This is a genomic window from Mycetocola miduiensis (genome assembly GCF_900115155.1).
Classification (GTDB): domain Bacteria; phylum Actinomycetota; class Actinomycetes; order Actinomycetales; family Microbacteriaceae; genus Mycetocola_A; species Mycetocola_A miduiensis.
In genome coordinates, this window is the sequence record NZ_FOVM01000002.1 from 208,644 (window position 1) to 228,563 (window position 19,920).

Sequence of the window (19,920 nt, forward strand, 5' to 3'; positions counted from 1 at the left end):
TGCGGCGTCGCTACGCGTATTCCCCGGCCTCGGCCGCGCGGATCGCCTTCGCGGCGAGGACGAGTGCGAGGTGGGAGAACGCCTGAGGAGTGTTCCCCGCCTGCCTCCCGTGGGTCACGTCGTACTCTTCGCTGAGAAGCCCGACGTCGTTGGAGAAGCTGAGGAGCCGGTCCATCAGCGCGCGCGCCTCAACCAGTCGTCCAGTCCGGGCATACTGGCAGACCAGCCAGAACGAGCAGGCGAGAAACGGATGCTCGTCGCCAGGCAGGCCGTCGACGCCCGCCTGGGTCCGGTACCGCAGCAGCAGGCCGTCACGGAGAAGGTCAGATTCGATCGCGGCGACCGTTCCGAGCATCCGCGGCGAATTCGCGTGGCAGAAACCGACGTCGACCAGCTGGAGCAGGGACGCATCTACCTCGGTCGTGCCGTAGTACTGGACGTAGGTGTTGCGTTCGGTGTCGAACCCTTCGGTATCGATCTCTTCGCGGATGAGTGCGCGGAGTTCGATCCAGCGGTCGACAGGCCCCTCGAGGCCGAACTCGGTGACGGCCTTGATCGCGCGGTCGAACGCCGCCCACATCATGACGCGGGAGTGCGTGAACTGGCGTGGAGTGCCTCGGATCTCCCAGATCCCCTGATCGGGCGACTGCCAGTGGGTTTCCATGAAGCTGACGAGCGCACGCTGCAGCGCCCAGGAGAACCCCGTCTCAGGGACGCCGGCGACCCGGGCGTCGTGCAGGGCCACCATCACCTCACCGATCACATCCGACTGGAATTGCATCGCAGCGGCGTTGCCGATCCGTACGGGGGCTGATCCGCGGTAACCCGGGAACGCCGGATGCTCCCTCTCGGCCAGGTCGCGTTCCCCGGCGATGCCGTACATGATCTGCACGTCCTTCGGATCCCCGGCAATGGCTCGGAGCAGCCAGAGCCGCCACCGGTCAACACCGTCGGTGATCCCGCACGACACCAGCGCGGTGACAGCCAGGGACGCATCACGGAGCCAGACGTAGCGGTAGTCCCAGTTGCGGCTTCCGCCGAAGTTCTCCGGCAGCGAGGTCGTGGCTGCTGCGACAATCCCGCCGGTCTCCTCGTGGGTCAGCGCCCGCATCACGAGCAACGACCGGGAGACCTGTTTGGCGTACGCGCCATGCTGCTCGAGGATCGACCCCCAGTTGTGCCACCAGTCCTCCGTGAGGGCGACCTGCTCGTCGATGTGAAGCGGGGTGGGGGGTTCCCGATGCGACGGAAACCAGGTCATGGTTATGTCGACGTTTTCGCCGGCTGGGACGATGAAGGTTCCCGCGTGTTCGTGGTCCTGGGCGAACAGTTCGGGGCCGCGGATGATGACCGCGTCCGGGCCTGCGACAGCCAGCAGGGACGTCCCGTACTCATCGTGAAGCTTCCGCACCCACGGCATCGCCGCCGAATAGCCGAAGCGGATCCGGAGCTGCTGGTGCATCTCGACCCAGCCGGATATGCCGCGGATCCGGCGAACGACATCCGCTCGGTGATCGCCGCGGGGCATGAAGTCGATGACCTCCACTACACCGGTCCGCGTCGTCCATGTTGTGATCAGGGTGAAGCAATCACCGTCGTAGCGCCGGGTCGAGGTCGCTCTCGTGTCGGACGGCGCCAACTTCCACCGTCCGTGATCATCGGTGCCGAGGAGGGCGCCGAACATCGACGGGGAGTCGTACCGGGGCATGCACAGCCAGTCGATGCTTCCATCTCTGGCGACGAGGGCAGCGGTGTAGCAGTCGCTGATGAGTGCATAGTCTTCGATTCCCATGGCCACGGATTCAGTGTGCCACCTGAGGTAACGACGATGGCGATTCTGCGGAAAGTTGCGGGCGCAGCACAGGATTCAGGACCGGCGGGCGAGTCGGAGCGTTCGGTGTGCTCCGACCGCATCGTTTGTCGGCTAAAGTGAGTTCAGCGAAGGGGAGTATCCCTCTGCACGGCATCCGTCATCACGGGTCACATCGACGAGACCCCGGATGCCGTGGCACGGCCATTTGGCCGGGCGGGAGAGACTTTCGGGTGTTCGTCGCACCCACTTATCCCCTCATTGAAAGGCCCCGGATGCACCCGGTTCTGCCCCTCTGGTTCGAAGTCGGCTCCTACGTCGCCCTCGGAATCATCCTCATTGCCGACCTTCTGCTCGTCGTCAAGCGCCCCCACATCCCCTCGATGAAGGAATCCACCCTGTGGGTGGCGTTCTACGTCACCCTGGCACTCGTCTTCGCCGGGCTGATGTTCCTCATCTCGGGTGGCGAGTTCGCCGGGCAGTTCCTCGCGGGCTGGCTCACCGAATACAGCCTCTCGATCGACAACCTGTTCGTGTTCGTGATCATCATGGCCCGGTTCTCGGTGCCGAAACGGCTACAGCAGGAAGTGCTGATGGTGGGAATCATCATCGCGCTCATCTTCCGCGGTGTCTTCATCCTCCTCGGCGCGCAGCTCATCGAAAGCTTCAGCTGGGTGTTCTACCTGTTCGGTGCGTTCCTGCTCTTCACCGCCTGGAAGCAGGCGTTCGGTCACAACGAAGACGCCGAAGACGGCGAAACCGCGCTGATCACCTACCTGAAGCGCCACATCAGCGTTTCTCCGGACTACCACGACAACAAACTCCGCACGGTGATCGACGGCAAGAAGGTCTGGACTCCGATGCTCATCGTGTTCATCGCGATCGGCACTACCGACGTCATGTTCGCGCTCGACTCCATCCCCGCGATCTTCGGCATCACGCAGAGCCCGTTCATCGTGTTCACGGCCAACATCTTCGCGCTGATGGGTCTGCGCCAGCTGTACTTCATGCTCGGCGGACTGCTGGAGCGCCTCCACTACCTCAAGTACGGCATCGCGTTCATCCTCGCCTTCATCGGCGTGAAACTCGTGCTGCACGCGATGCACGAGAACGAGCTCCCGTTCATCAACAACGGCCAACACATCGAATGGGCACCAGAGATCAACACCTGGACCTCGCTCGCGGTCATCGTCGGAGCGATGATCGTGTCGACCGTCGCCAGCCTGGTGAAGTCGAGCAGGGACGAGCGCAAGAAGGAATCCATCTCCATCGACTAACGGATGCCGCGCGGTCGGGAACTCTCGGTCCGCCGCGCCGAATCGAGAGGACCCTCCTTTCCAGCCCTGCTGGATGGGAGGGTCTTTCGTCGCCGAAGTGCGGACGCTCCAGCGGATGCTTGAGGTGACGCGCCGGGGCCGGATGCCGCTGGGCGGCGTGTCGGAGAATGCGCCCGGGGCGGGCGCGGTGCGCGCGGGTGATAATCTGACTATGTGCTGGTCAGGCTGCTTCTTAGTTGCCGCGACGGGGCCTAACATCCAGGCCTCCCCGTCGCGGGGTTCGTCCTGCCTGATCCACCCTTTCTTGCGAGGAAACTGATGCAGCAGAACACCGTTCCAGCCGACGAAGCCGTGCCGTCAACCGGCACCGGCCACCCCAAACATGCCGCCCCGGCGCCGTACCCGCGGACCCTGGCCGAGAAGATCTGGGAAGACCACCTTGTCGCCAAGGGTGAGGACGGTACTCCTGACCTCATCTACATCGACCTCCACCTCGTTCACGAGGTGACGAGCCCGCAGGCCTTCGACGGCCTACGGCTTGCCGGGCGCCCCGTGCGCCGGCCCGACCTCACAATCGCGACCGAGGACCACAACACCCCGACTCTCGCGATCGACAAGCCAATCGCCGACCTCACGAGCCGCACTCAGATCGAGACGCTGCGGAAGAACGCCGTGGAATTCGGTGTGCGCCTCCACTCGCTCGGCGACGTCGAACAGGGCATCGTCCACGTCGTCGGCCCGCAGCTCGGGCTGACCATGCCGGGCATCACCGTTGTCTGCGGCGACTCGCACACGTCGACGCACGGCGCCTTCGGAGCGATGGCGTTCGGTATCGGCACGAGCGAGGTCGAACACGTGCTCGCCACGCAGACGCTCCCGCTCAAGCAGTTCAAGACCATGGCCATCAACGTCGAGGGCACATTGCGCCCCGGAGTCACCGCGAAGGACATCATCCTCGCCGTGATCGCGAAGATCGGAACCGGCGGCGGCCAGGGCTACGTGCTCGAATACCGCGGGTCGGCGATTCGCGCGCTCTCCATGGAGGGCCGCATGACGATCTGCAACATGTCGATCGAGGCCGGCGCGCGCGCGGGCATGGTGGCACCGGATGAGACGACATACGCCTACCTGAAGGGCCGCCCACACGCGCCTGAGGGAGCTGACTGGGATGCCGCCGTCGAGTACTGGAACACCCTGCCCACCGACGAAGGCGCCGTGTTCGACGCAGAGGTGTTCCTCGACGCCGACACCCTCGACCCGTTCGTGACCTGGGGAACCAACCCCGGCCAGGGTGTTTCGCTGAGCGACACGGTGCCGGACCCGCACACCATCGCCGATCCGAACGAACGGGCAGCCGCAGAACGCGCCCTCGAATACATGGACCTCACGGCCGGAACGCCGATGAAAGAGATCACCGTCGACGCCGTCTTTATGGGATCGTGCACCAACAGCCGGATCGAGGACCTCCGCGCGTTCGCGTCGGTCATCGAAGGCAAGAAGAAGGCCGATGGCGTCCGCGTGATGGTCGTTCCCGGGTCCGCACGGGTCCGGCTGGAGGCGGAGGCCGAAGGACTCGACAAGATCATCACCGAGTTCGGCGCCGAATGGCGTTTCGCCGGATGCTCCATGTGCCTCGGCATGAACCCCGACCAGCTCGCACCAGGCGAACGCTGTGCATCGACCAGTAACCGCAACTTCGAAGGACGCCAGGGCAAAGGCGGTCGCACCCACCTGGTGTCACCGCTCGTCGCAGCGGCGACCGCAATCCGCGGCACCCTGTCCAGCCCCGCCGACCTCGAAGGAGCGAACTGATCATGGAGAAGTTCACCACCGTTACCGGCATCGCCGCGCCCCTGACCAGGTCGAACGTCGACACCGACCAGATCATCCCCGCCGTCTACCTGAAACGGGTCACCAAGACCGGTTTCGAAGACGCGCTCTTCGCCGCCTGGCGGCAGGACCCCGACTTCGTGCTCAACCAGCCCGCATTCCAGGGAGCCAGGGTTCTCGTGGCCGGGCCGGACTTCGGAACCGGTTCTTCGCGTGAGCACGCCGTGTGGGCGCTTCGCGACTTCGGATTCCAGGTCATCCTCAGCCCCCGCTTCGGAGACATCTTCCGTGGCAACTCTGGCAAACAGGGCCTCCTCGCCGCGCAGATCTCCGAGGACGACACCAAGAAGATCTGGGCTTTGATCGATGCCCAGCCGGGAATAGAGATTACCGTTGATCTGGTTGCACAGACAGTCGCTATCGGTGACCTCACGGTTTCATTCGAGATCGATGATTACACTAGGTGGCGGCTCCTGGAGGGGCTCGACGACATCGGCCTCACCCTGCGCAACGAAGAGCAGATCACCCAGTTCGAGGCTTCCAGAGAGTCCTGGCGACCCAGGACTCTTCCCATTAGATAAGGCAGCGCAGGTATACATTTGAGTTCACTTCTTCAGGACGCATCACGGGCGGGAGCCAGCGTGGGCCTTCAAGGCGACACCATCACCATCCACGGTGGACGTCCACTCCACGGCCGTATTGAACTCAAGGGGGCGAAGAACCTCGTCACGAAGGCGATGGTTGCTGCGATCCTCGGAGAGACCCCGAGCGTGCTTCGCGATGTCCCCGACATCAGCGACGTGCGCGTCGTCCGTGGCCTGCTCGACGTCCACGGTGTGAAGGTCACGAGCGACGAAGAAGGAGTCCTGCACCTCGACCCCTCCAACGTCGAAAGCGCCCACATGGCCGACATCGACGCGCACGCCGGTTCCAGCAGGATCCCGATCCTGTTCTGCGGCCCGCTGCTGCACCGTCTTGGTGAAGCGTTCATCCCGGACCTCGGCGGATGCCGCATCGGCGACCGCCCGATTGACTACCACCTCGAAGTGCTCCGCCAGTTCGGCGCCGTCGTTGAGAAGCAGCCGAGCGGCATCCGGATGTCTGCTCCCAACGGGCTCAAGGGCACCAAGGTTCACTTGCCATACCCGAGTGTCGGAGCAACCGAGCAGGTGCTTCTCACCGCCGTTCGTGCGGACGGGATCACCGAGCTTCGTGGCGCGGCAATCGAGCCTGAGATCATGGACCTGATCAACATCCTGCAGAAGATGGGTGCGATCATCACGGTCGACACGGACCGCGTCATCCGGATCGAAGGCGTCGATCGCCTCGAGGGATACTCGCACACGGCGCTCTTCGACCGGAACGAGGCCGCGAGCTGGGCTGCGGCCGCGCTGGCCACCGAAGGTGACATCTTCGTCGGCGGTGCACGCCAGGCCGAAATGCTGACCTTCCTCAACGTGTTCCGCAAGGTCGGCGGCAAGTTCGACATCGCTGATGACGGCATCCGGTTCTACCACCCGGGAACCGAACTTCACCCGGTCATCATCGAGACCGACGTGCACCCCGGGTTCATGACCGACTGGCAGCAGCCCCTCGTCGTCGCCCTCACCAAGGCGAAGGGCGTGTCGATCGTTCACGAGACCGTCTACGAGCAGCGGTTCGGCTTCGTCGACGCGCTCGTCGAGATGGGCGCGACGATCCAGGTCCACAAGGAGTGCCTCGGCGGGCAGGCCTGCCGGTTCGGGCAGCGGAACTTCAACCACTCCGCCGTGATCTCCGGACCGACGCAGCTGCACGGCGCCGACATCGTCGTGCCCGACCTGCGCGGCGGCTTCTCGCACCTCATCGCGGCCCTGAGTGCGGAGGGAACGTCCCGGGTCTCGAACGTCGGCATCATCAGCCGTGGTTACGAGAAATTCATCGCCAAGCTGGAACAGCTGGGAGCAGATTTCGTTCTCGAAGGCTGATGGCCGTGACGAAGACCGAAAAGCGCCGACGAGCGAGCCCGGAGAAAACCCGGCCGTCGATCTATTGGCTGTTGGCGTGCATCGCGTTGCCTCCGGCCAGGGTGATGATGAAGATCCGGGTCCAGGACGGGCACAAACTGCCGGTCTCCGGTCCGTTCGTTCTCGCTCCCAATCACTTCAGTGAGATCGACCCGATCGTCATCGGCATCGCCGTCTGGAAGATGGGCCGCGCGCCGCGGTTCATGGCAAAGGCGGGGCTGTTCAAGGTGCCGGTCGTCGGCTGGCTTCTGACGAAGTCTGGCCAGATTCCCGTTGAACGGGCGGGGTCGTCGCGCGACAGCGACCCGGTGCAGGCCGGGGGCCGTCTCGTGGAGAAGGGCCAGGGCGTTGTCATCTACCCAGAGGGATCGCTCACCCGCGACCCCGACCTCTGGCCGATGCGCGGAAAGACCGGAGCAGTCCGGGTCGCGCTGACCAACGGCATCCCGATCACCCCGATTGCGCATTGGGGTACGGACAAGGTGATGGCCCGGTACTCGCGGAAGATCAATTTCTTCCCGCCGAAAGCGATCGACGTCAAGGTCGGCGACCCGGTCGACCTTTCCGAGTTCGCGGGGCGCCCGCTTGACTCGGCAACCCTCGCCGAGGCGACCGCTGTCGTCATGAAGCACATCACGGCGTTGCTGGAGGACCTTCGAGGCGAAAAAGCCCCCGACGAGCCGTGGGACCCGAGCAAGCACAACCAGAAGGACACGGGCAGATTTTGAGCCGACGACTCACCTCTCCGGCCCGGGTTGCGGTGCTCGGCACCGGAAGTTGGGGCACTACGTTCGGCAAGATCCTCGCCGACGGCGGCGCCGACGTCACCATGTGGGCGCGGCGTCCTGAACTTGCGCGTGAGATCGCGAAGCAGCACCGCAACAGCGACTATCTGCCCGGTGTACAACTGCCGGCGAACCTGACCGCGACCTCGAACCTGGCCGATGCGCTCCGCGGCGCTCAGCAGGTGTTCATCGCCGTGCCCAGCCAGTCGCTGCGCGACAACCTCGTCGCCGTGAGGCCGCTCCTCGAGCCGGAGGCGATCGTGATCTCCCTCATGAAGGGGGTCGAGAAGCGATCCGGCCTGCGGATGAGCGAAGTGATCCGACAGGGGCTCGACATCGATCCTGCACGCATCGCCGTGGCATCCGGGCCGAACCTCGCCCTTGAGATCGCCCGTGAACAGCCCACAGCCGCCGTCATCTCGTCCGTCAGCCTTGAAACGGCGCAGGCCGTCGCGTTGCTCGCCCGCAACCGCTACTTCCGCACGTTCGTGAACACCGATGTCATCGGCACCGAATTCGGCGGCGTGCTCAAGAACCTCATTGCCGTGGCCATCGGCATCGTCGACGGCGTCGGCTACGGCGAGAACACCAAGGCGTCGATCATCACCCGCGGTCTCGTCGAGATGACCGACTTCGCAGTAGCCCAGGGGGCACAGGCCGAGACCCTCGCCGGGCTTGCCGGCCTCGGCGACCTCATCGCGACCTGCCAGTCACCGCTGTCGCGCAACAACACAGCCGGCCGTCTGCTTGGTCAGGGATACAGTTTCTCGGCGGTCGTCAAGCAGATGCAGCAGACGGCTGAAGGCCTCGCTTCGGTCGCGCCCATTCTGGAACTGGCCCGGTCGATCGGCGTAGAAATGCCGATCGTCGAGCAGGTCAAGCAGGTTCTCGACGGCACCCTCGACCCCAAAGACATTGCACCTCACCTCACGACAGACAGCGACGAGCCTCAGGGCGAAAGGACGAATGATGACGCAGAAGCGCCTGGTGGTGGTGTTGTTTGGAGGTCGATCAAGCGAGCATTCGATCAGCTGCGCGACGGCGGGCGGAGTCCTCAACGCGATTGACCGCGACCTGTTCGATGTGATCCCGGTCGGGATCACCCGCGACGGCGCGTTCGTGCTCGAGGACGACAACCCGGCGAAGTTCGCGCTCGACCCTGCGCACCTGCCTGAGGTGCTCGATAACGGGTCCCGTGTGCGCTGGCCCGACAGCATCCGTTCCCGCGAATTGAGCGTCACGACAGCCGACGGCGCCGAGCGATCGCTCGGCAGCCCAGACATCGTGTTCCCGATCCTGCACGGCCCGTTCGGCGAGGACGGCACGCTGCAGGGCATGCTTGAACTCGTCGGCTACCCCTATGTCGGCAGCGGCGTGCTCGCGTCGGCGCTCGGCATGGACAAGCACTTCACCAAGACGGTGCTCGAACACGCTGGTATCACCGTCGCCCCGTGGCGCACGATCACCGCCGACGAGTACCGGGCCCGGCCCGTCGTCGCCTCTGAGGCGCTCGAGTCGCTCGGTACGCCGGTCTTCGTGAAGCCCGCCCGCGCGGGATCCAGTGTCGGGGTCAGCCGCGTCTCAGCTGTCGCAGAGCTCGAGGCTGCAATGGCGACCGCCTTCGCCGAGGACTGGAAAGTGCTCATCGAGGCCGGCGTGCCCGGTCGCGAACTGGAGATCGCTGTTCTCGGCGGACGTCCGGGGGAGCCGGCGCGGGCATCCGTCGCCGGGGAGATCGTTCTCTCGGGGCGGGAGTTCTACGACTTCGACGCGAAGTACCTCGATGCCCCGGGCATCGACCTGGTTTGCCCCGCTGAGCTCTCTGACGGGCAGTTGGCTGAACTGCAGTCTGTGGCGATCCGGGCGTTCGAGGCGATCGGTGCTGAGGGGCTCGCCCGGGTCGACTTCTTCATGGGCCCCGACGGTGGGCTCATCGTGAACGAGGTGAACACGATGCCCGGTTTCACGCCGATCTCGATGTTTCCCACCTGCTGGATCCGGTCGGGGCTCAGCTACTGCGACCTCATCACCGAGCTGCTCGACGTGGCGGCAGCGCGGCGGGGCGCCTGACGCGTTTGCTGCGTCGGTTCACGCGTTCCGGTCGGGTTCACCCGGCGTGACGCGTGAGTTCGTCCGAAGCGGGTGTACTCGAGGCGGATGCGGTGGGAGGCGAAGCGCGACTGCCCGCTACTCGAGGACGTCGCCGGGGGCGAGACAGGCCGATGTGGCCGGGATCGCCTCCACAGCCGAGGTGAGGTCGATGAGCGCCGTCGTCCCTGATACGCCGCCGGTTTCGGCATCCGCGTTGATGACGACCTCGATCGCAGGGTCCCGTCCGAAGGTGGTGTACCGGTAGGTGTTGTTCGCGGCCTCGGTTTCGTCGGCGATCCAGTCGACGCCGTTGAGGGCGATGCACGCATCCGTCGTCGGGCCGGGAACCGCCACACCGCAGTGCAGGAGGACCGCGGCAGGATCCCCCCATGCGCCGGTCGCCTGGGCGGTCGTCTCGCGCTTCGGCTTGTCTGCCACGGTGTCTGGCAGGCGGACCGTCACGTCGGCGCAAGCCGGGTCGTTGGCGTTATCGGCCGGCTCGAGCGGCACCGCCTGTACACAGCCCGTGAGCAGTGTGGTCGCGAGGGCGATGAGGACAGTCGTGCGGGCGAGGGAGCGGAGCGCGGTGCGGGGAGACATCCCTCTCAGGCTACCGTTGAACGCATGACAGAGAGCCTTGAAGAGCGGCAGCCGCACGCTGACACGGTGCATGATGTGCACGAGCTGGCGGTGCTGGACCGCATCTTCCCGCTCCTGCCGGTTGCCGACAGCCAGCTTCTTGGTCCCGGCGACGACGCGGCGGTGCTGGCCGCTCCGGATGGCCGATTCGTCGTCACCACGGACATGATGGTTCACGGGCCGGACTTCCGCCTGGCCTGGTCCCAGCCGCACGACCTCGGCTGGAAGGCCGCGGCCTCGAATCTCGCCGATGTCGCCGCCATGGGTGCACGGCCGACCGGCCTTGTCGTCGCTATCGCCGCGACCCCCGACACACCGGTCAGCATGCTCGAGGGAATCTCGGCCGGCTTGCGAGACGCCTGCGCGCTTCTTGCGCCGGGCTGCGGGGTCGTCGGGGGAGACATGTCCGTCTCAGACACCCTGACCCTCGCCGTGACCGCTTTCGGGGACCTCGAAGGCCGACCTCCGGTGCTTCGGAGCGGAGCACGGGTTGGGGATGTCGTCGCCCTGGCTGGAAACGCTGGCGTCGCTGCCGCTGGACTCCGCCTCCTGTTCGACGAAGGGGTGGATGTGAGCGGTAACCCGGACCCGGTGGCCGCCGCAGCCGTGCGCGCCCGCGAGCCGCGCCTGGTCGGAGCACAACTCGCGCCGACCCCGCCGATCTCTTCCGGTGTGGACGCCGCCGTCGCCGGTGCCACCGCCATGCTCGACGTCTCGGACGGACTCGCCCTCGACGCGGCCCGGATCGCCCGCGCCAGCGGTGTCTGCGTCGACCTGCACCGGAGCACGCTCGGAGAGGACGTCGAGTCGGCGTTGCGCGGCGGAGAAGACCACGCATTGCTTGCCACCTTCGGCCCCGATGCAACACTTCCCGCCGGGTTCCGGGTGATCGGCAGCGTTCGGGCGGGAACCGGCGTTTCCCTCGACGGCGAAGCCGTCGGCGGAGTACTCGGCTGGGACCCGTATGTCGGCTGGGACGGCCGTACGGGCTAACCCATCGGCGTGGGCACAAGTCAGCCGGGACGGCGGCAGCGAAGCTCTGCCGGCCCGGAAACCCGTGGACGGCAGCAGCTCCGGCCACGGTTTGGCTGAGTTATGCGCAGCCGGGCGCGCTGCGCGGGGCGGTGGGTCCCCGAGCCCGCCGGTCCGGTTCCGGGCCGGCGTGGGCACAAGTCAGCCGGGACGGCGGCAGCGAAGCTCTGCCGGCCCGGAAACCTGCGGATGGCAGCTGCTCCGGCCACGGTTTGGCTGAGTTATGCGCAGCGGGAGGCCGGCTACTTGACGGGTTCAGCCCACCACACCATGGTTTCACCGTACTTCTTCGAGCGCACGGCGCTGAGTCCGCCAGGCCAGCTCGGCTCGGGCGTGCGGCTGCTCCGTTCGACGACCACGAGGGCGTCCTCGGAGAGCACACGGGGGAGTGCCGCGAGGTTCGCCGTGAGCTCCGCCTCGGGGAGGTCGTACGGCGGGTCGAGGAAGACGAGGTCGAAAGTGCCGACTGCCGACTCGAGATAGCTCTGCACCGGACGTGCGGCCACCGTCACCGTCAGTTTCCCCGGGGATGCCTTCTGCACCGCGAGCGCGTTGCTTCGGCACACGGCCGCAGCGGTGGCAGCCCGCTCGACGAGGACCACTTCGGCAGCGCCGCGGCTCGCGGCTTCGAGGCCGAGCGCGCCCGAACCGGCATAGAGGTCGAGGACCTGGGCTCCGTCCACCGCATCGCGTGCGTCGAGCGCAGAGAACATGGCTTCGCGCACCTGGTCGCTGGTCGGCCGGGTCCCCGACTTCGGCACTCTCAGGACCAGGGAACCGGCAAACCCGGACACGATTCTTGTCACCCGCCCAAGAGTACCGGTGCATTCGGTGAGCCGGGACGAGCGACGGCACGGGTTCACGCGATCCGGTCGGGTTCACGCGGTATGCCGGGTGAGTGCGTCCGCAGTGCGTGGATTCGCCCCGTGAGAGCGAGCGGATGCCCCTGACGGGGACGCGCGTAGGCAGAGCACCCCGTCGGTGGTGTTGCTTAGACTCGACGTATGCCGACCGACCCCACCGCCAAGAAGCTCGAGGGCGTACTCGGCGGCCGAACCGCTGCAGCCTTCAAGCGGGCATTCGGCGTGGTCACGGTCGGGGACTTCCTCGAGCATTACCCGCGTCGCTACGCGAGACGGGGCGAGCTGACGGCCCTGAACCGGATACCCGTCGGCGAAAGCGTCACGATCGTAGCTGAGGTCCTCGACGTGCGGGAACGAACGATGAAGGCACGGCGCGGATCGATCCTCGAAGTCCGCATCACCGACGGCCAGGGCATCCTCGCGCTCACCTTCTTCAATCAGGCCTGGCGTTCGAAAGAACTTGCCCCTGGCGTCCGCGGTATCTTCGCCGGAAAAGTGGGCGAATACAAGGGCGTCCTCCAGTTGGCCCACCCCGACTACGAACTCTTCGAGGCGACCGAGCAGAGCACGAGCGCCGCCCGCACCTGGGCGATGACCCCCATCCCGATCTACCCGGCGACCGCGAGCGTCGCGAGCTGGCAGGTGGCGAAGGCCATGGCTGTCGTCCTCGACGGCCTCGAACCGCTCCCTGACCCCATCCCCGACGAGGTCCGCAGCCGCGAGAACCTTCTCAGCTACGGCGAAGCTATCGAGCTGATCCACCGCCCCAAAACGGATGCCGACGCCCACGTCGCGCGCGACACCCTCCGCCACCGCGAGGCGTTCCTGTTGCAGGCCGCTCTGCTCCAGCAGCGGCAGATCGCCCGGTTCGAGGAGACCACGCCGAGAACGCCGGCAGAGGGCGGACTTCTCGAACGCTTCGACACGTCACTGCCGTTCACCCTCACCGGCGACCAGCAGCTGGTTGGGGCAGAGATCGCCCGGGACCTCGGTGAACCGGTGCCGATGAACCGGCTCGTTCAGGGCGAGGTCGGCTCGGGCAAGACACTCGTGGCGCTGCGGGCCATGCTCACCGTCGCCGAGTCTGGCGGCCAGTCCGCCCTCCTCGCGCCGACGGAGGTCCTCGCCGGCCAGCACCTCCGGTCGATCGTGAAGTCGCTCGGTCCCGACCTCGCGGCGAGCCTCATGCCCACCCTGCTCACCGGGCAGATGCCCGTCGCTGAGCGCAGGCGCGCCATGCTCCGGATCGTCAGCGGCCAGGCCAAAATCGTCATCGGCACTCACGCCCTGCTCGGCGAGAGCGTGACCTTCTACGACCTCGGCCTGGTGGTCGTCGACGAGCAACACCGGTTCGGTGTTGAGCAACGTGAGACGCTCCGCCAGAAGGGCCGGCAGCCACCGCACGTTCTCGTTCTGACCGCGACGCCCATTCCGCGCACGGTCGCCATGACGGTGTTCGGAGACCTCGACGTCAGCACCATCCGCGAATTGCCCGCCGGCCGAGCGGGCATCGAGACGTTCGTCGTCGGTCTCGTCGATCATCCGGGCTGGATCCACCGGGCGTGGGCGCGCGTCTCCGAAGAGGTCGCCGCAGGACGTCAGGCGTTCGTCGTCTGCCCCGCCATCGATGTCGGCGAACCCGAAGACGACGGCGAACCACCCGTCGACGACGAGCCTGCGCCGCCCCAGGGGGCACCCGAGCGCCCCCGCGCCACCGTCGTCGGCACCCTGGCGGAACTCTCAGCGATCGAGGCAACCCGCTCCCTCCGGCTCGCCGCGCTGCACGGCCGGATGCCGAGCGACGAGAAGGATGCCATCATGCGGCAATTCGCGGCTGGTGGCATCGACATCCTCGTTGCCACCACCGTCATCGAAGTGGGCGTCGACGTGCCGAACGCTGCAGCGATGGTCGTGCTCGACGCCGACCGGTTCGGGGTCTCCCAGCTGCACCAGCTTCGCGGCCGGGTCGGCCGGGGCGCCTTGCCGGGATTGTGTCTGCTCGTGACAGCCGCCGAACCCGGCAGCATCGCGCGTGAACGGGTGGATGCCGTCGCCGCCACTCTCGACGGATTCGAGCTCGCGCAGGTCGACCTCGAGCTCCGGCAGGAAGGTGACGTGCTCGGCAGCGCCCAGTCCGGCGGCCGCTCCTCGCTCAAACTCCTCCGTGTCGCCCACGACGGCGACCTCATCTCCCTGGCCAGAGCAGAAGCAGCCGCCGTGCTGGAGGAGGACCCCGCACTTTCGGACCACCCGGTTCTTCGTGCCGCGCTGGAGCAGCGCGTTGACGCTTTCGCACGGGCGGCGCTGTCGAAAAACTGAGCGTTTCTGTCACCCGAACGAGCCTCGTGCTGAGCCTGATCGTTTTCTGTCTGTCATGGCCTCCGGATTGGTGCTCCCGCTAGGCTTGAGGAATGCAAAGGATCGCCGTCGTTCCGGGCTCATTCGATCCCGTCACCCTGGGGCACATGGATGTCATCGTGCGTGCTGCAGGACTGTTCGACGAACTTCACGTCCTGGTCGTGCACAACCCGGGCAAGACGGCTCTGCTGCCGATCGCCGAGCGGGTCTCCCTGCTCGAGGCGTCGATCGAGGATGCCGGTTCGCCCGGCAACATCGTCGTCGCTTCGTGGAGCGTCGGACTCCTCGTGGATTACGCGACCGACGTCGGAGCATCCGTTCTGGTGAAGGGCATCCGTTCTCAGGTGGACGTCGCCTACGAAACACCGATGGCCATCGTGAACAGGCACCTCGCCAGTGTGGAGACGATCTTTATGCTTCCGGACCCCGCCCACGCCCACGTGTCGAGTTCGCTGGTCCGGCAGGTGTCCGAGCTCGGCGGTGACGTCACCCCGTATGTACCGCCCGCAGTGGCCGAGTTCCTGAAGCGATCATGACCAGCCTGCCCACCCGCGCACCGACCGACGGCTCCTCCGCCTTCGTCGAGGACGTGGTCGGCCTGCCAACGATTGAAGCGCACCGGCTCGCCGATGACATCATCCGCAACGTGGAATCCGTGATCGACGGCAAGCACGCCGCCGTGCGGACCGCTTTGACCGTTCTTCTCGCCGAAGGGCACCTGCTCATCGAGGACGTCCCGGGCGTTGGCAAGACGGTACTGGCGAAAGCGCTCGCGAAGAGCGTTCATGCAACGGTGAGTCGGATCCAGTTCACGCCCGACCTGCTGCCGAGCGACGTCACGGGTGTCTCCGTCTACAACCAGGCCGACCGCCGGTTTGAATTCAAGCCGGGTGCGGTTTTCGCGAACATCGTCATCGGCGACGAGATCAACAGGGCGTCGCCGAAAACCCAGTCCGCACTTCTGGAGTGCATGGAGGAGCGCCAGGTCACCGTCGACGGTTCGACCTACCCGCTGTCCAGCCCGTTCACCGTTGTCGCGACGCAGAACCCGATTGAGATGGAAGGCACCTACGCACTGCCGGAGGCGCAGCGCGACCGGTTCATGGCCCGGATCTCGATGGGATACCCGGATGAGACGTCCGAGTTGAGCATGCTCACCACGCGCGACACCTCGAACCCGCTGTCCACCCTCGAGCCCGTGATCTCGGAGGCATCGCTTCAGCGCATGATGATGTCGGTGCGCAACGTCTACGTCGCGCCGAGCGTCAAGGAGTACGCGGTGGGGATCGTCCGCGCCACCCGCGCGCATCCGGATCTTCGCCTCGGTGCGAGTCCCAGGGCGACGCTGCAGCTCGTGCGCGCGGCGAAAGCGCTCTCGCTCGTGTCTGGGAGAGACTTCGTCCTTCCTGACGACATCGACGAATTGGCGCTGCCCGTTCTCGGTCACCGCCTTGTGCCCACCAGCAGGGCGCTCGGCCACCACCAGCGCAGTGACGACCTCATCGCCGACCTGGTTCGCGGCATCCTTGAAACGGCGGTCGTACCGCCCTCGAACACGAGGTAGCCATGCGCACCGCGCAGTCGGGCCGATTCCGTGCCGTTCGTCCGACGGCACGTGGCTGGACTCTTCTGCTCGCGGCAACCGTCGTTCTCGTCGCAGCCACGATCATCGACCGGCGGGAAGGCCTTTTCCTCTTCCTCTTCCTCGTACTGCTGTTCACCGGTTCGGCTGTGTACGTTCGCACCCACCGCCCCCGGCTGACCGCCACGCGCACTTTCTCGCCGGCATCCGTTGCCGTCGGCGAGCCAGCGATTGTTCGCACTGTCGTCGAAATGCGGGACGACGACGTCTCCGCGATCGCGTCATGGCGGGATGATGTGCCGCCCGTGTTCGCGCGCGTCCCGAGCGGCGAACTGCCCCGGCGGCTGCCCGGGAGGGTCCGCGGCTATCGCGCCCTGCTGGAATACGAACTGCGGTCGGGGCACCGGGGCCGCTTCATGGTCGGCCCACTCCGCGTGACCCACGGCGACCCTTTCGGCCTCGTCACGACCGAACGGCGGATCGCCGACCCCCAGCCGTTCACCGTCACACCCCGGGTCACCGTGCTCGCTGACGCCGGCCTGCGCTCGTCCAGCGGGGATGGCGCTCAACACGATCTCAATCTGCTGGCCACGCAGCGTGCCGACGAACTCATCGCCCGCGAATACCGCGCCGGGGACCCTCTTCGGCGGGTGCACTGGCGCCAGACAGCGCGGCGCGGCGAGCTCATGGTGCGGCAGGAAGAACAGGAAGGCGACCCCGAGGCTGCGCTGCTCCTCGACACGTCGTTCGCGGCGAAGAACCAGGCGGTCGGTGCGACCTCGCCAGAGCATTTCGAACGCATGGTGGAGCTGACGGCATCCCTCGGTGTTCATCTTCTGGGTGCCGGGTACGCGGTGTCCCTCGTCGAAAGCGCGACGGATGACATTCCGTTCGCCGACGGGTCGGTTCCGTTCCGCATCTCCCGCTTCACGCCGAGCGACTCGGGCGGCCTGCTCGACGTGCTTGCACAGACCGAACGCTTCAGCGTCTCTGACCTGTACGACGTCAGTGCCGGCCTGCATCCCGTCATCCGCCGCACCGGAACGGTCATGCCTGTGTTCGCGGTACTCGGCCGGCTCTCACCGGTCGGCGCGCGCGGCCTGGTCGCGACGAAGGTGAACGCCGACCCGGCGGTCGTGTTCCTCACCAAGACGACCGGTGGCGTGGCACGGCCCGGCCTCGACGAGATCCGAACGCTTGCGGATGCCGGTTGGCGCGCGGCCCTGACGGACGAACACACGAGCGTCGAGACCGCGTGGACCCGCGTCGCCTTCGGCGAATCCGCCGCGGCGGGGAAGGCGGATTCCCGTGTCCGTTCTTAGCCCGCCTCGACCCGACGTGACGCCGGGCAACCGCACACCGGCCCCCGCTGGCGCTGCCCTGGTCGAACGGCGGTATCTGGCCCAGCGTCTCTGGCCGCTCACCTGGGCACTCGTCTTCTTCTACGTCGTCACCATCTCCACCCTCAGCCCGCTCCTCGACGGTGCGTCCTGGTGGCTCGGGATCGCCCTCCTCGGCAGCATCATCCTCGTCGTCGCTGCAACGGCGCGCTCCCTGGGCGTGCGCACCTGGCTCGCGACGGCTGTCGGCGCCGTCGTCTGGGTGGGATTGCTCGTCCTCTTCTTCGCCCCGGATGCATCGTTTGCTCTCGTTCTGCCGACGTTCGACACCCCGGGCGTGTTCGGCGAACTCGGTCGTGACGGCCTCCGCTCGATAGAGCGCCAGGGCACGCCCGCCGAAGCCGACATGGGCATCCGTTTCATCCTCGCCATCGGGGCAGGGGTTTTCGCGCTGGTGCTCGACGCGGTCGCTGTCGCGGGTCGGATGCCCGCCGTCGTCGGGCTCCCCGCCGTCGCCATCGCGCTCGTCCCCGGCTTCGTGACCGGTGAGATCAACCTCGTCTCATTGGCGCTGTGCGGGGCGGCGTTCCTCCTCGTGCTCTGGACGGACACGCGGGTGCGGCGGCTGTCGACGTCGCGCCCGGCGGGCGTCCTCGGCATCGGCGCCATGACGCTGGTCGGGTCGCTTCTCTTCGCGGCGGCGGCGCCCGGCTACAACGGCGAAAGCCTGCTCCCATCCACCGGAGGATCGGTCTTCGGTGGAGGGGTCAGCCCCTTGGTCGACCTGGGCAAGGATCTTCGCCGGCCGGGCGGTGCCCAGCAGTTCTCGTACAAGACGACAACCGACGAGTCCCTATATTTTCGCCTGCTGACCCTCGACGAGTTCAACGGCACGACCTGGTCTGCCGGCAAGGATCGGATTCGGGAACCGAATGAGCCGAGCACCCTGCTCTCGGTGCCGGGCCTCTCGGATGACGTCATGACCGAGCCGACGACGACCACCGTGCAGGTCGACGGGATGGTCGCGCCGTGGCTGCCGATCCCGTTCCCGAGTGTGCGGGTGGTCGGAGCGGACGGCCGGTGGGTGTGGGATCCCGAGGGGCTCACCCTGTCGAGCAGGCTGTCCAGCGCAAGCGGGCAGAGCTATATCGCCGAAAGCGTGCTCATCCAGCCCACGCGGGAGCAGCTCATCGCGGCGCAGCCTGAGGTCCCGCCGAACGTGGAGCGGTTCCTTGAGATGCCCGCGGAGGTTCCCCCGATCCTCACCGAGACCCTGGCCTCGATCACCACCGAGACAGAAAACGCGTATGACACGGCGTTCGCGATCCAGCAGTACCTGCGGAGCACCGATTTCCTCTATTCGGTCGAGGCCCCGGTCGACGAGGGCTACGACGGTGACGGGTTCGACGTGATTGCGAAGTTCCTCGAGAAGAAGAGCGGCTACTGCGTCCACTTCTCCTCGGCGATGGCGATCCTGGCGCGTATGGCGGGCATCCCCGCCCGTGTTTCTCTCGGCTATCTTCCCGGCGACCGGGTCGTCGGAGCGGAGTCGAGGCTGACCTACACGGTCGGAACCGACGACCTGCATGCCTGGCCCGAGTTGTACTTCAGCGGGGTCGGCTGGGTCCCGTTCGAGCCGACGCCCGGCCGCGGGGTCGTGCCCGATTACGCCCGGGCCGAAACCAGCGGCGCGGACGGGCGCAACGTGGGGGACGCAGCGGCGATCGAACGTCAGCTGCAGGACCAGGGAGCCGCGGCCCCGGAGTCCACGACATCCTCGGGCAGGCAGGGAGCGGTGGAACCGCCGCCCGCCGGGGTGCTCACCAGCGCAGCGCTTCTCCTTCTCCTCCTCGTGGGCCTGCCGGCTCTCATCCGCGCGTTCCGGCGACGGTTCAGGGCACGTGCCTTGCGGTCCGGCCGGGCCGGGCCGTTGACGGCGTGGCGAGAGATTTCGGATGCAGCCCAGGACCTCGGCATCCCGGTCAGCGACGCCGACACCCCGCGCGCTTTCGCCGCTGCCCTTGCCAGCCAGTCCGCGTTCTCCGACTCGGAGCAGGGGGCGCTGAGCGCGCTGCTCGACGCGGTCGAACACGTGAGGTTCGCCGACCCGGACCGGGTAACTCTCCGGCTCGTCGGACCGAGCCTGGCGGAGAACACCGACACGGTGCTCGTTGCGATGCGTCAGCGTGCGCGACTGGTGGACCGGATCCGTGCGACGGTCGCACCAGCATCCGTTCTCTCCCCGGTGTACCGCGGCAGGGTTCCGGAGCCGGCCTGACCGCATCCGCATCACACTCGGCGCAGACT

At 66.7% G+C, this 19,920-nt stretch carries 16 protein-coding genes; 13 read left to right on the top strand and 3 right to left on the bottom strand.

What is annotated here, in order from left to right:
* Window positions 1–10: 10 nt before the first annotated feature.
* The gene (locus tag BM197_RS04730) at window positions 11–1,867 is read right to left on the bottom strand and encodes a glycoside hydrolase family 15 protein (RefSeq protein WP_342714556.1); all 1,857 of its coding nucleotides are present in this window, start codon (window positions 1,865–1,867) and stop codon (window positions 11–13) included.
* Window positions 1,868–2,085: 218 nt separating this feature from the next.
* Between BM197_RS04730 and BM197_RS04735 the strand changes: the two genes are divergently transcribed.
* From BM197_RS04735 to BM197_RS04765, 7 genes are all read left to right on the top strand, one after another.
* Window positions 2,086–3,087 carry a TerC family protein gene (locus BM197_RS04735; RefSeq protein ID WP_090709307.1) on the top strand — a complete coding sequence of 334 codons (1,002 nt, stop codon included), beginning with the start codon at window positions 2,086–2,088 and terminating at the stop codon, window positions 3,085–3,087.
* Window positions 3,088–3,405: 318 nt separating this feature from the next.
* On the top strand, window positions 3,406–4,899 hold the full coding sequence (gene leuC, locus BM197_RS04740; protein WP_245762390.1) for a 3-isopropylmalate dehydratase large subunit: 1,494 nt from the start codon (window positions 3,406–3,408) through the stop codon (window positions 4,897–4,899).
* Between the two features lie 2 nt (window positions 4,900–4,901).
* Window positions 4,902–5,498: a 3-isopropylmalate dehydratase small subunit gene (gene leuD / locus BM197_RS04745; RefSeq protein WP_090709309.1), complete on the top strand. Its 597-nt coding sequence runs from the start codon at window positions 4,902–4,904 to the stop codon at window positions 5,496–5,498.
* Between the two features lie 60 nt (window positions 5,499–5,558).
* Complete coding sequence (gene murA, locus BM197_RS04750) at window positions 5,559–6,884, top strand: UDP-N-acetylglucosamine 1-carboxyvinyltransferase (RefSeq protein WP_090709310.1); 1,326 nt, start codon at window positions 5,559–5,561, stop codon at window positions 6,882–6,884.
* A complete protein-coding gene (locus BM197_RS04755) occupies window positions 6,884–7,651 on the top strand; it encodes a lysophospholipid acyltransferase family protein (RefSeq protein ID WP_090709312.1) in 768 nt (255 codons plus the stop codon). The genes murA and BM197_RS04755 overlap by 1 nt, the downstream gene beginning before the upstream one ends.
* Window positions 7,648–8,775: an NAD(P)H-dependent glycerol-3-phosphate dehydrogenase gene (locus tag BM197_RS04760; protein WP_090709313.1), complete on the top strand. Its 1,128-nt coding sequence runs from the start codon at window positions 7,648–7,650 to the stop codon at window positions 8,773–8,775. The genes BM197_RS04755 and BM197_RS04760 overlap by 4 nt, the downstream gene beginning before the upstream one ends.
* Window positions 8,678–9,778 (top strand): D-alanine--D-alanine ligase family protein, encoded by a 1,101-nt coding sequence (locus BM197_RS04765; protein WP_090709315.1) that lies wholly within the window; start codon window positions 8,678–8,680, stop codon window positions 9,776–9,778. Before BM197_RS04760 ends, BM197_RS04765 begins: the two co-directional genes overlap by 98 nt.
* A 117-nt stretch (window positions 9,779–9,895) precedes the next feature.
* Here BM197_RS04765 and BM197_RS04770 read toward each other — a convergent pair whose 3' ends face one another.
* Window positions 9,896–10,399, bottom strand: a complete 504-nt coding sequence (locus tag BM197_RS04770; RefSeq protein ID WP_090709316.1) for a DUF3515 family protein — start codon at window positions 10,397–10,399, stop codon at window positions 9,896–9,898.
* A gap of 24 nt (window positions 10,400–10,423) precedes the next feature.
* On the opposite strand from BM197_RS04770, the gene thiL reads away from it, so the two are divergent.
* Window positions 10,424–11,431 carry a thiamine-phosphate kinase gene (thiL, locus tag BM197_RS04775; protein WP_090709318.1) on the top strand — a complete coding sequence of 336 codons (1,008 nt, stop codon included), beginning with the start codon at window positions 10,424–10,426 and terminating at the stop codon, window positions 11,429–11,431.
* Between the two features lie 281 nt (window positions 11,432–11,712).
* Here the strand turns inward: thiL and rsmD are convergent, their stop codons facing one another.
* The gene (gene rsmD / locus BM197_RS04780) at window positions 11,713–12,276 is read right to left on the bottom strand and encodes a 16S rRNA (guanine(966)-N(2))-methyltransferase RsmD (protein WP_090709320.1); all 564 of its coding nucleotides are present in this window, start codon (window positions 12,274–12,276) and stop codon (window positions 11,713–11,715) included.
* Between the two features lie 198 nt (window positions 12,277–12,474).
* Between rsmD and BM197_RS04785 the strand changes: the two genes are divergently transcribed.
* From BM197_RS04785 to BM197_RS04805, 5 genes are all read left to right on the top strand, one after another.
* The gene (locus BM197_RS04785) at window positions 12,475–14,652 is read left to right on the top strand and encodes an ATP-dependent DNA helicase RecG (protein WP_090709322.1); all 2,178 of its coding nucleotides are present in this window, start codon (window positions 12,475–12,477) and stop codon (window positions 14,650–14,652) included.
* Window positions 14,653–14,744: 92 nt separating this feature from the next.
* Window positions 14,745–15,227, top strand: a complete 483-nt coding sequence (gene coaD / locus BM197_RS04790; protein WP_090709324.1) for a pantetheine-phosphate adenylyltransferase — start codon at window positions 14,745–14,747, stop codon at window positions 15,225–15,227.
* The gene (locus BM197_RS04795) at window positions 15,224–16,255 is read left to right on the top strand and encodes an AAA family ATPase (protein WP_090709325.1); all 1,032 of its coding nucleotides are present in this window, start codon (window positions 15,224–15,226) and stop codon (window positions 16,253–16,255) included. The genes coaD and BM197_RS04795 overlap by 4 nt, the downstream gene beginning before the upstream one ends.
* Before the next feature lie 2 nt (window positions 16,256–16,257).
* Window positions 16,258–17,595 carry a DUF58 domain-containing protein gene (locus BM197_RS04800; protein ID WP_090709327.1) on the top strand — a complete coding sequence of 446 codons (1,338 nt, stop codon included), beginning with the start codon at window positions 16,258–16,260 and terminating at the stop codon, window positions 17,593–17,595.
* On the top strand, window positions 17,582–19,891 hold the full coding sequence (locus tag BM197_RS04805; RefSeq protein ID WP_143094996.1) for a transglutaminase TgpA family protein: 2,310 nt from the start codon (window positions 17,582–17,584) through the stop codon (window positions 19,889–19,891). The genes BM197_RS04800 and BM197_RS04805 overlap by 14 nt, the downstream gene beginning before the upstream one ends.
* Window positions 19,892–19,920 lie beyond the last annotated feature (29 nt).

Coding starts and splice junctions, on each gene's coding strand:
- BM197_RS04735 (WP_090709307.1), top strand. CDS start 2,086: ATGCACCCGGTTCTGCCCCTCTGGTTCGAAGTCGGCTCCTACGTCGCC.
- leuC (WP_245762390.1), top strand. CDS start 3,406: ATGCAGCAGAACACCGTTCCAGCCGACGAAGCCGTGCCGTCAACCGGC.
- leuD (WP_090709309.1), top strand. CDS start 4,902: ATGGAGAAGTTCACCACCGTTACCGGCATCGCCGCGCCCCTGACCAGG.
- BM197_RS04755 (WP_090709312.1), top strand. CDS start 6,884: ATGGCCGTGACGAAGACCGAAAAGCGCCGACGAGCGAGCCCGGAGAAA.
- BM197_RS04765 (WP_090709315.1), top strand. CDS start 8,678: ATGACGCAGAAGCGCCTGGTGGTGGTGTTGTTTGGAGGTCGATCAAGC.
- BM197_RS04770 (WP_090709316.1), bottom strand. CDS start 10,399: ATGTCTCCCCGCACCGCGCTCCGCTCCCTCGCCCGCACGACTGTCCTC.
- thiL (WP_090709318.1), top strand. CDS start 10,424: ATGACAGAGAGCCTTGAAGAGCGGCAGCCGCACGCTGACACGGTGCAT.
- BM197_RS04785 (WP_090709322.1), top strand. CDS start 12,475: ATGCCGACCGACCCCACCGCCAAGAAGCTCGAGGGCGTACTCGGCGGC.
- coaD (WP_090709324.1), top strand. CDS start 14,745: ATGCAAAGGATCGCCGTCGTTCCGGGCTCATTCGATCCCGTCACCCTG.
- BM197_RS04795 (WP_090709325.1), top strand. CDS start 15,224: ATGACCAGCCTGCCCACCCGCGCACCGACCGACGGCTCCTCCGCCTTC.
- BM197_RS04800 (WP_090709327.1), top strand. CDS start 16,258: ATGCGCACCGCGCAGTCGGGCCGATTCCGTGCCGTTCGTCCGACGGCA.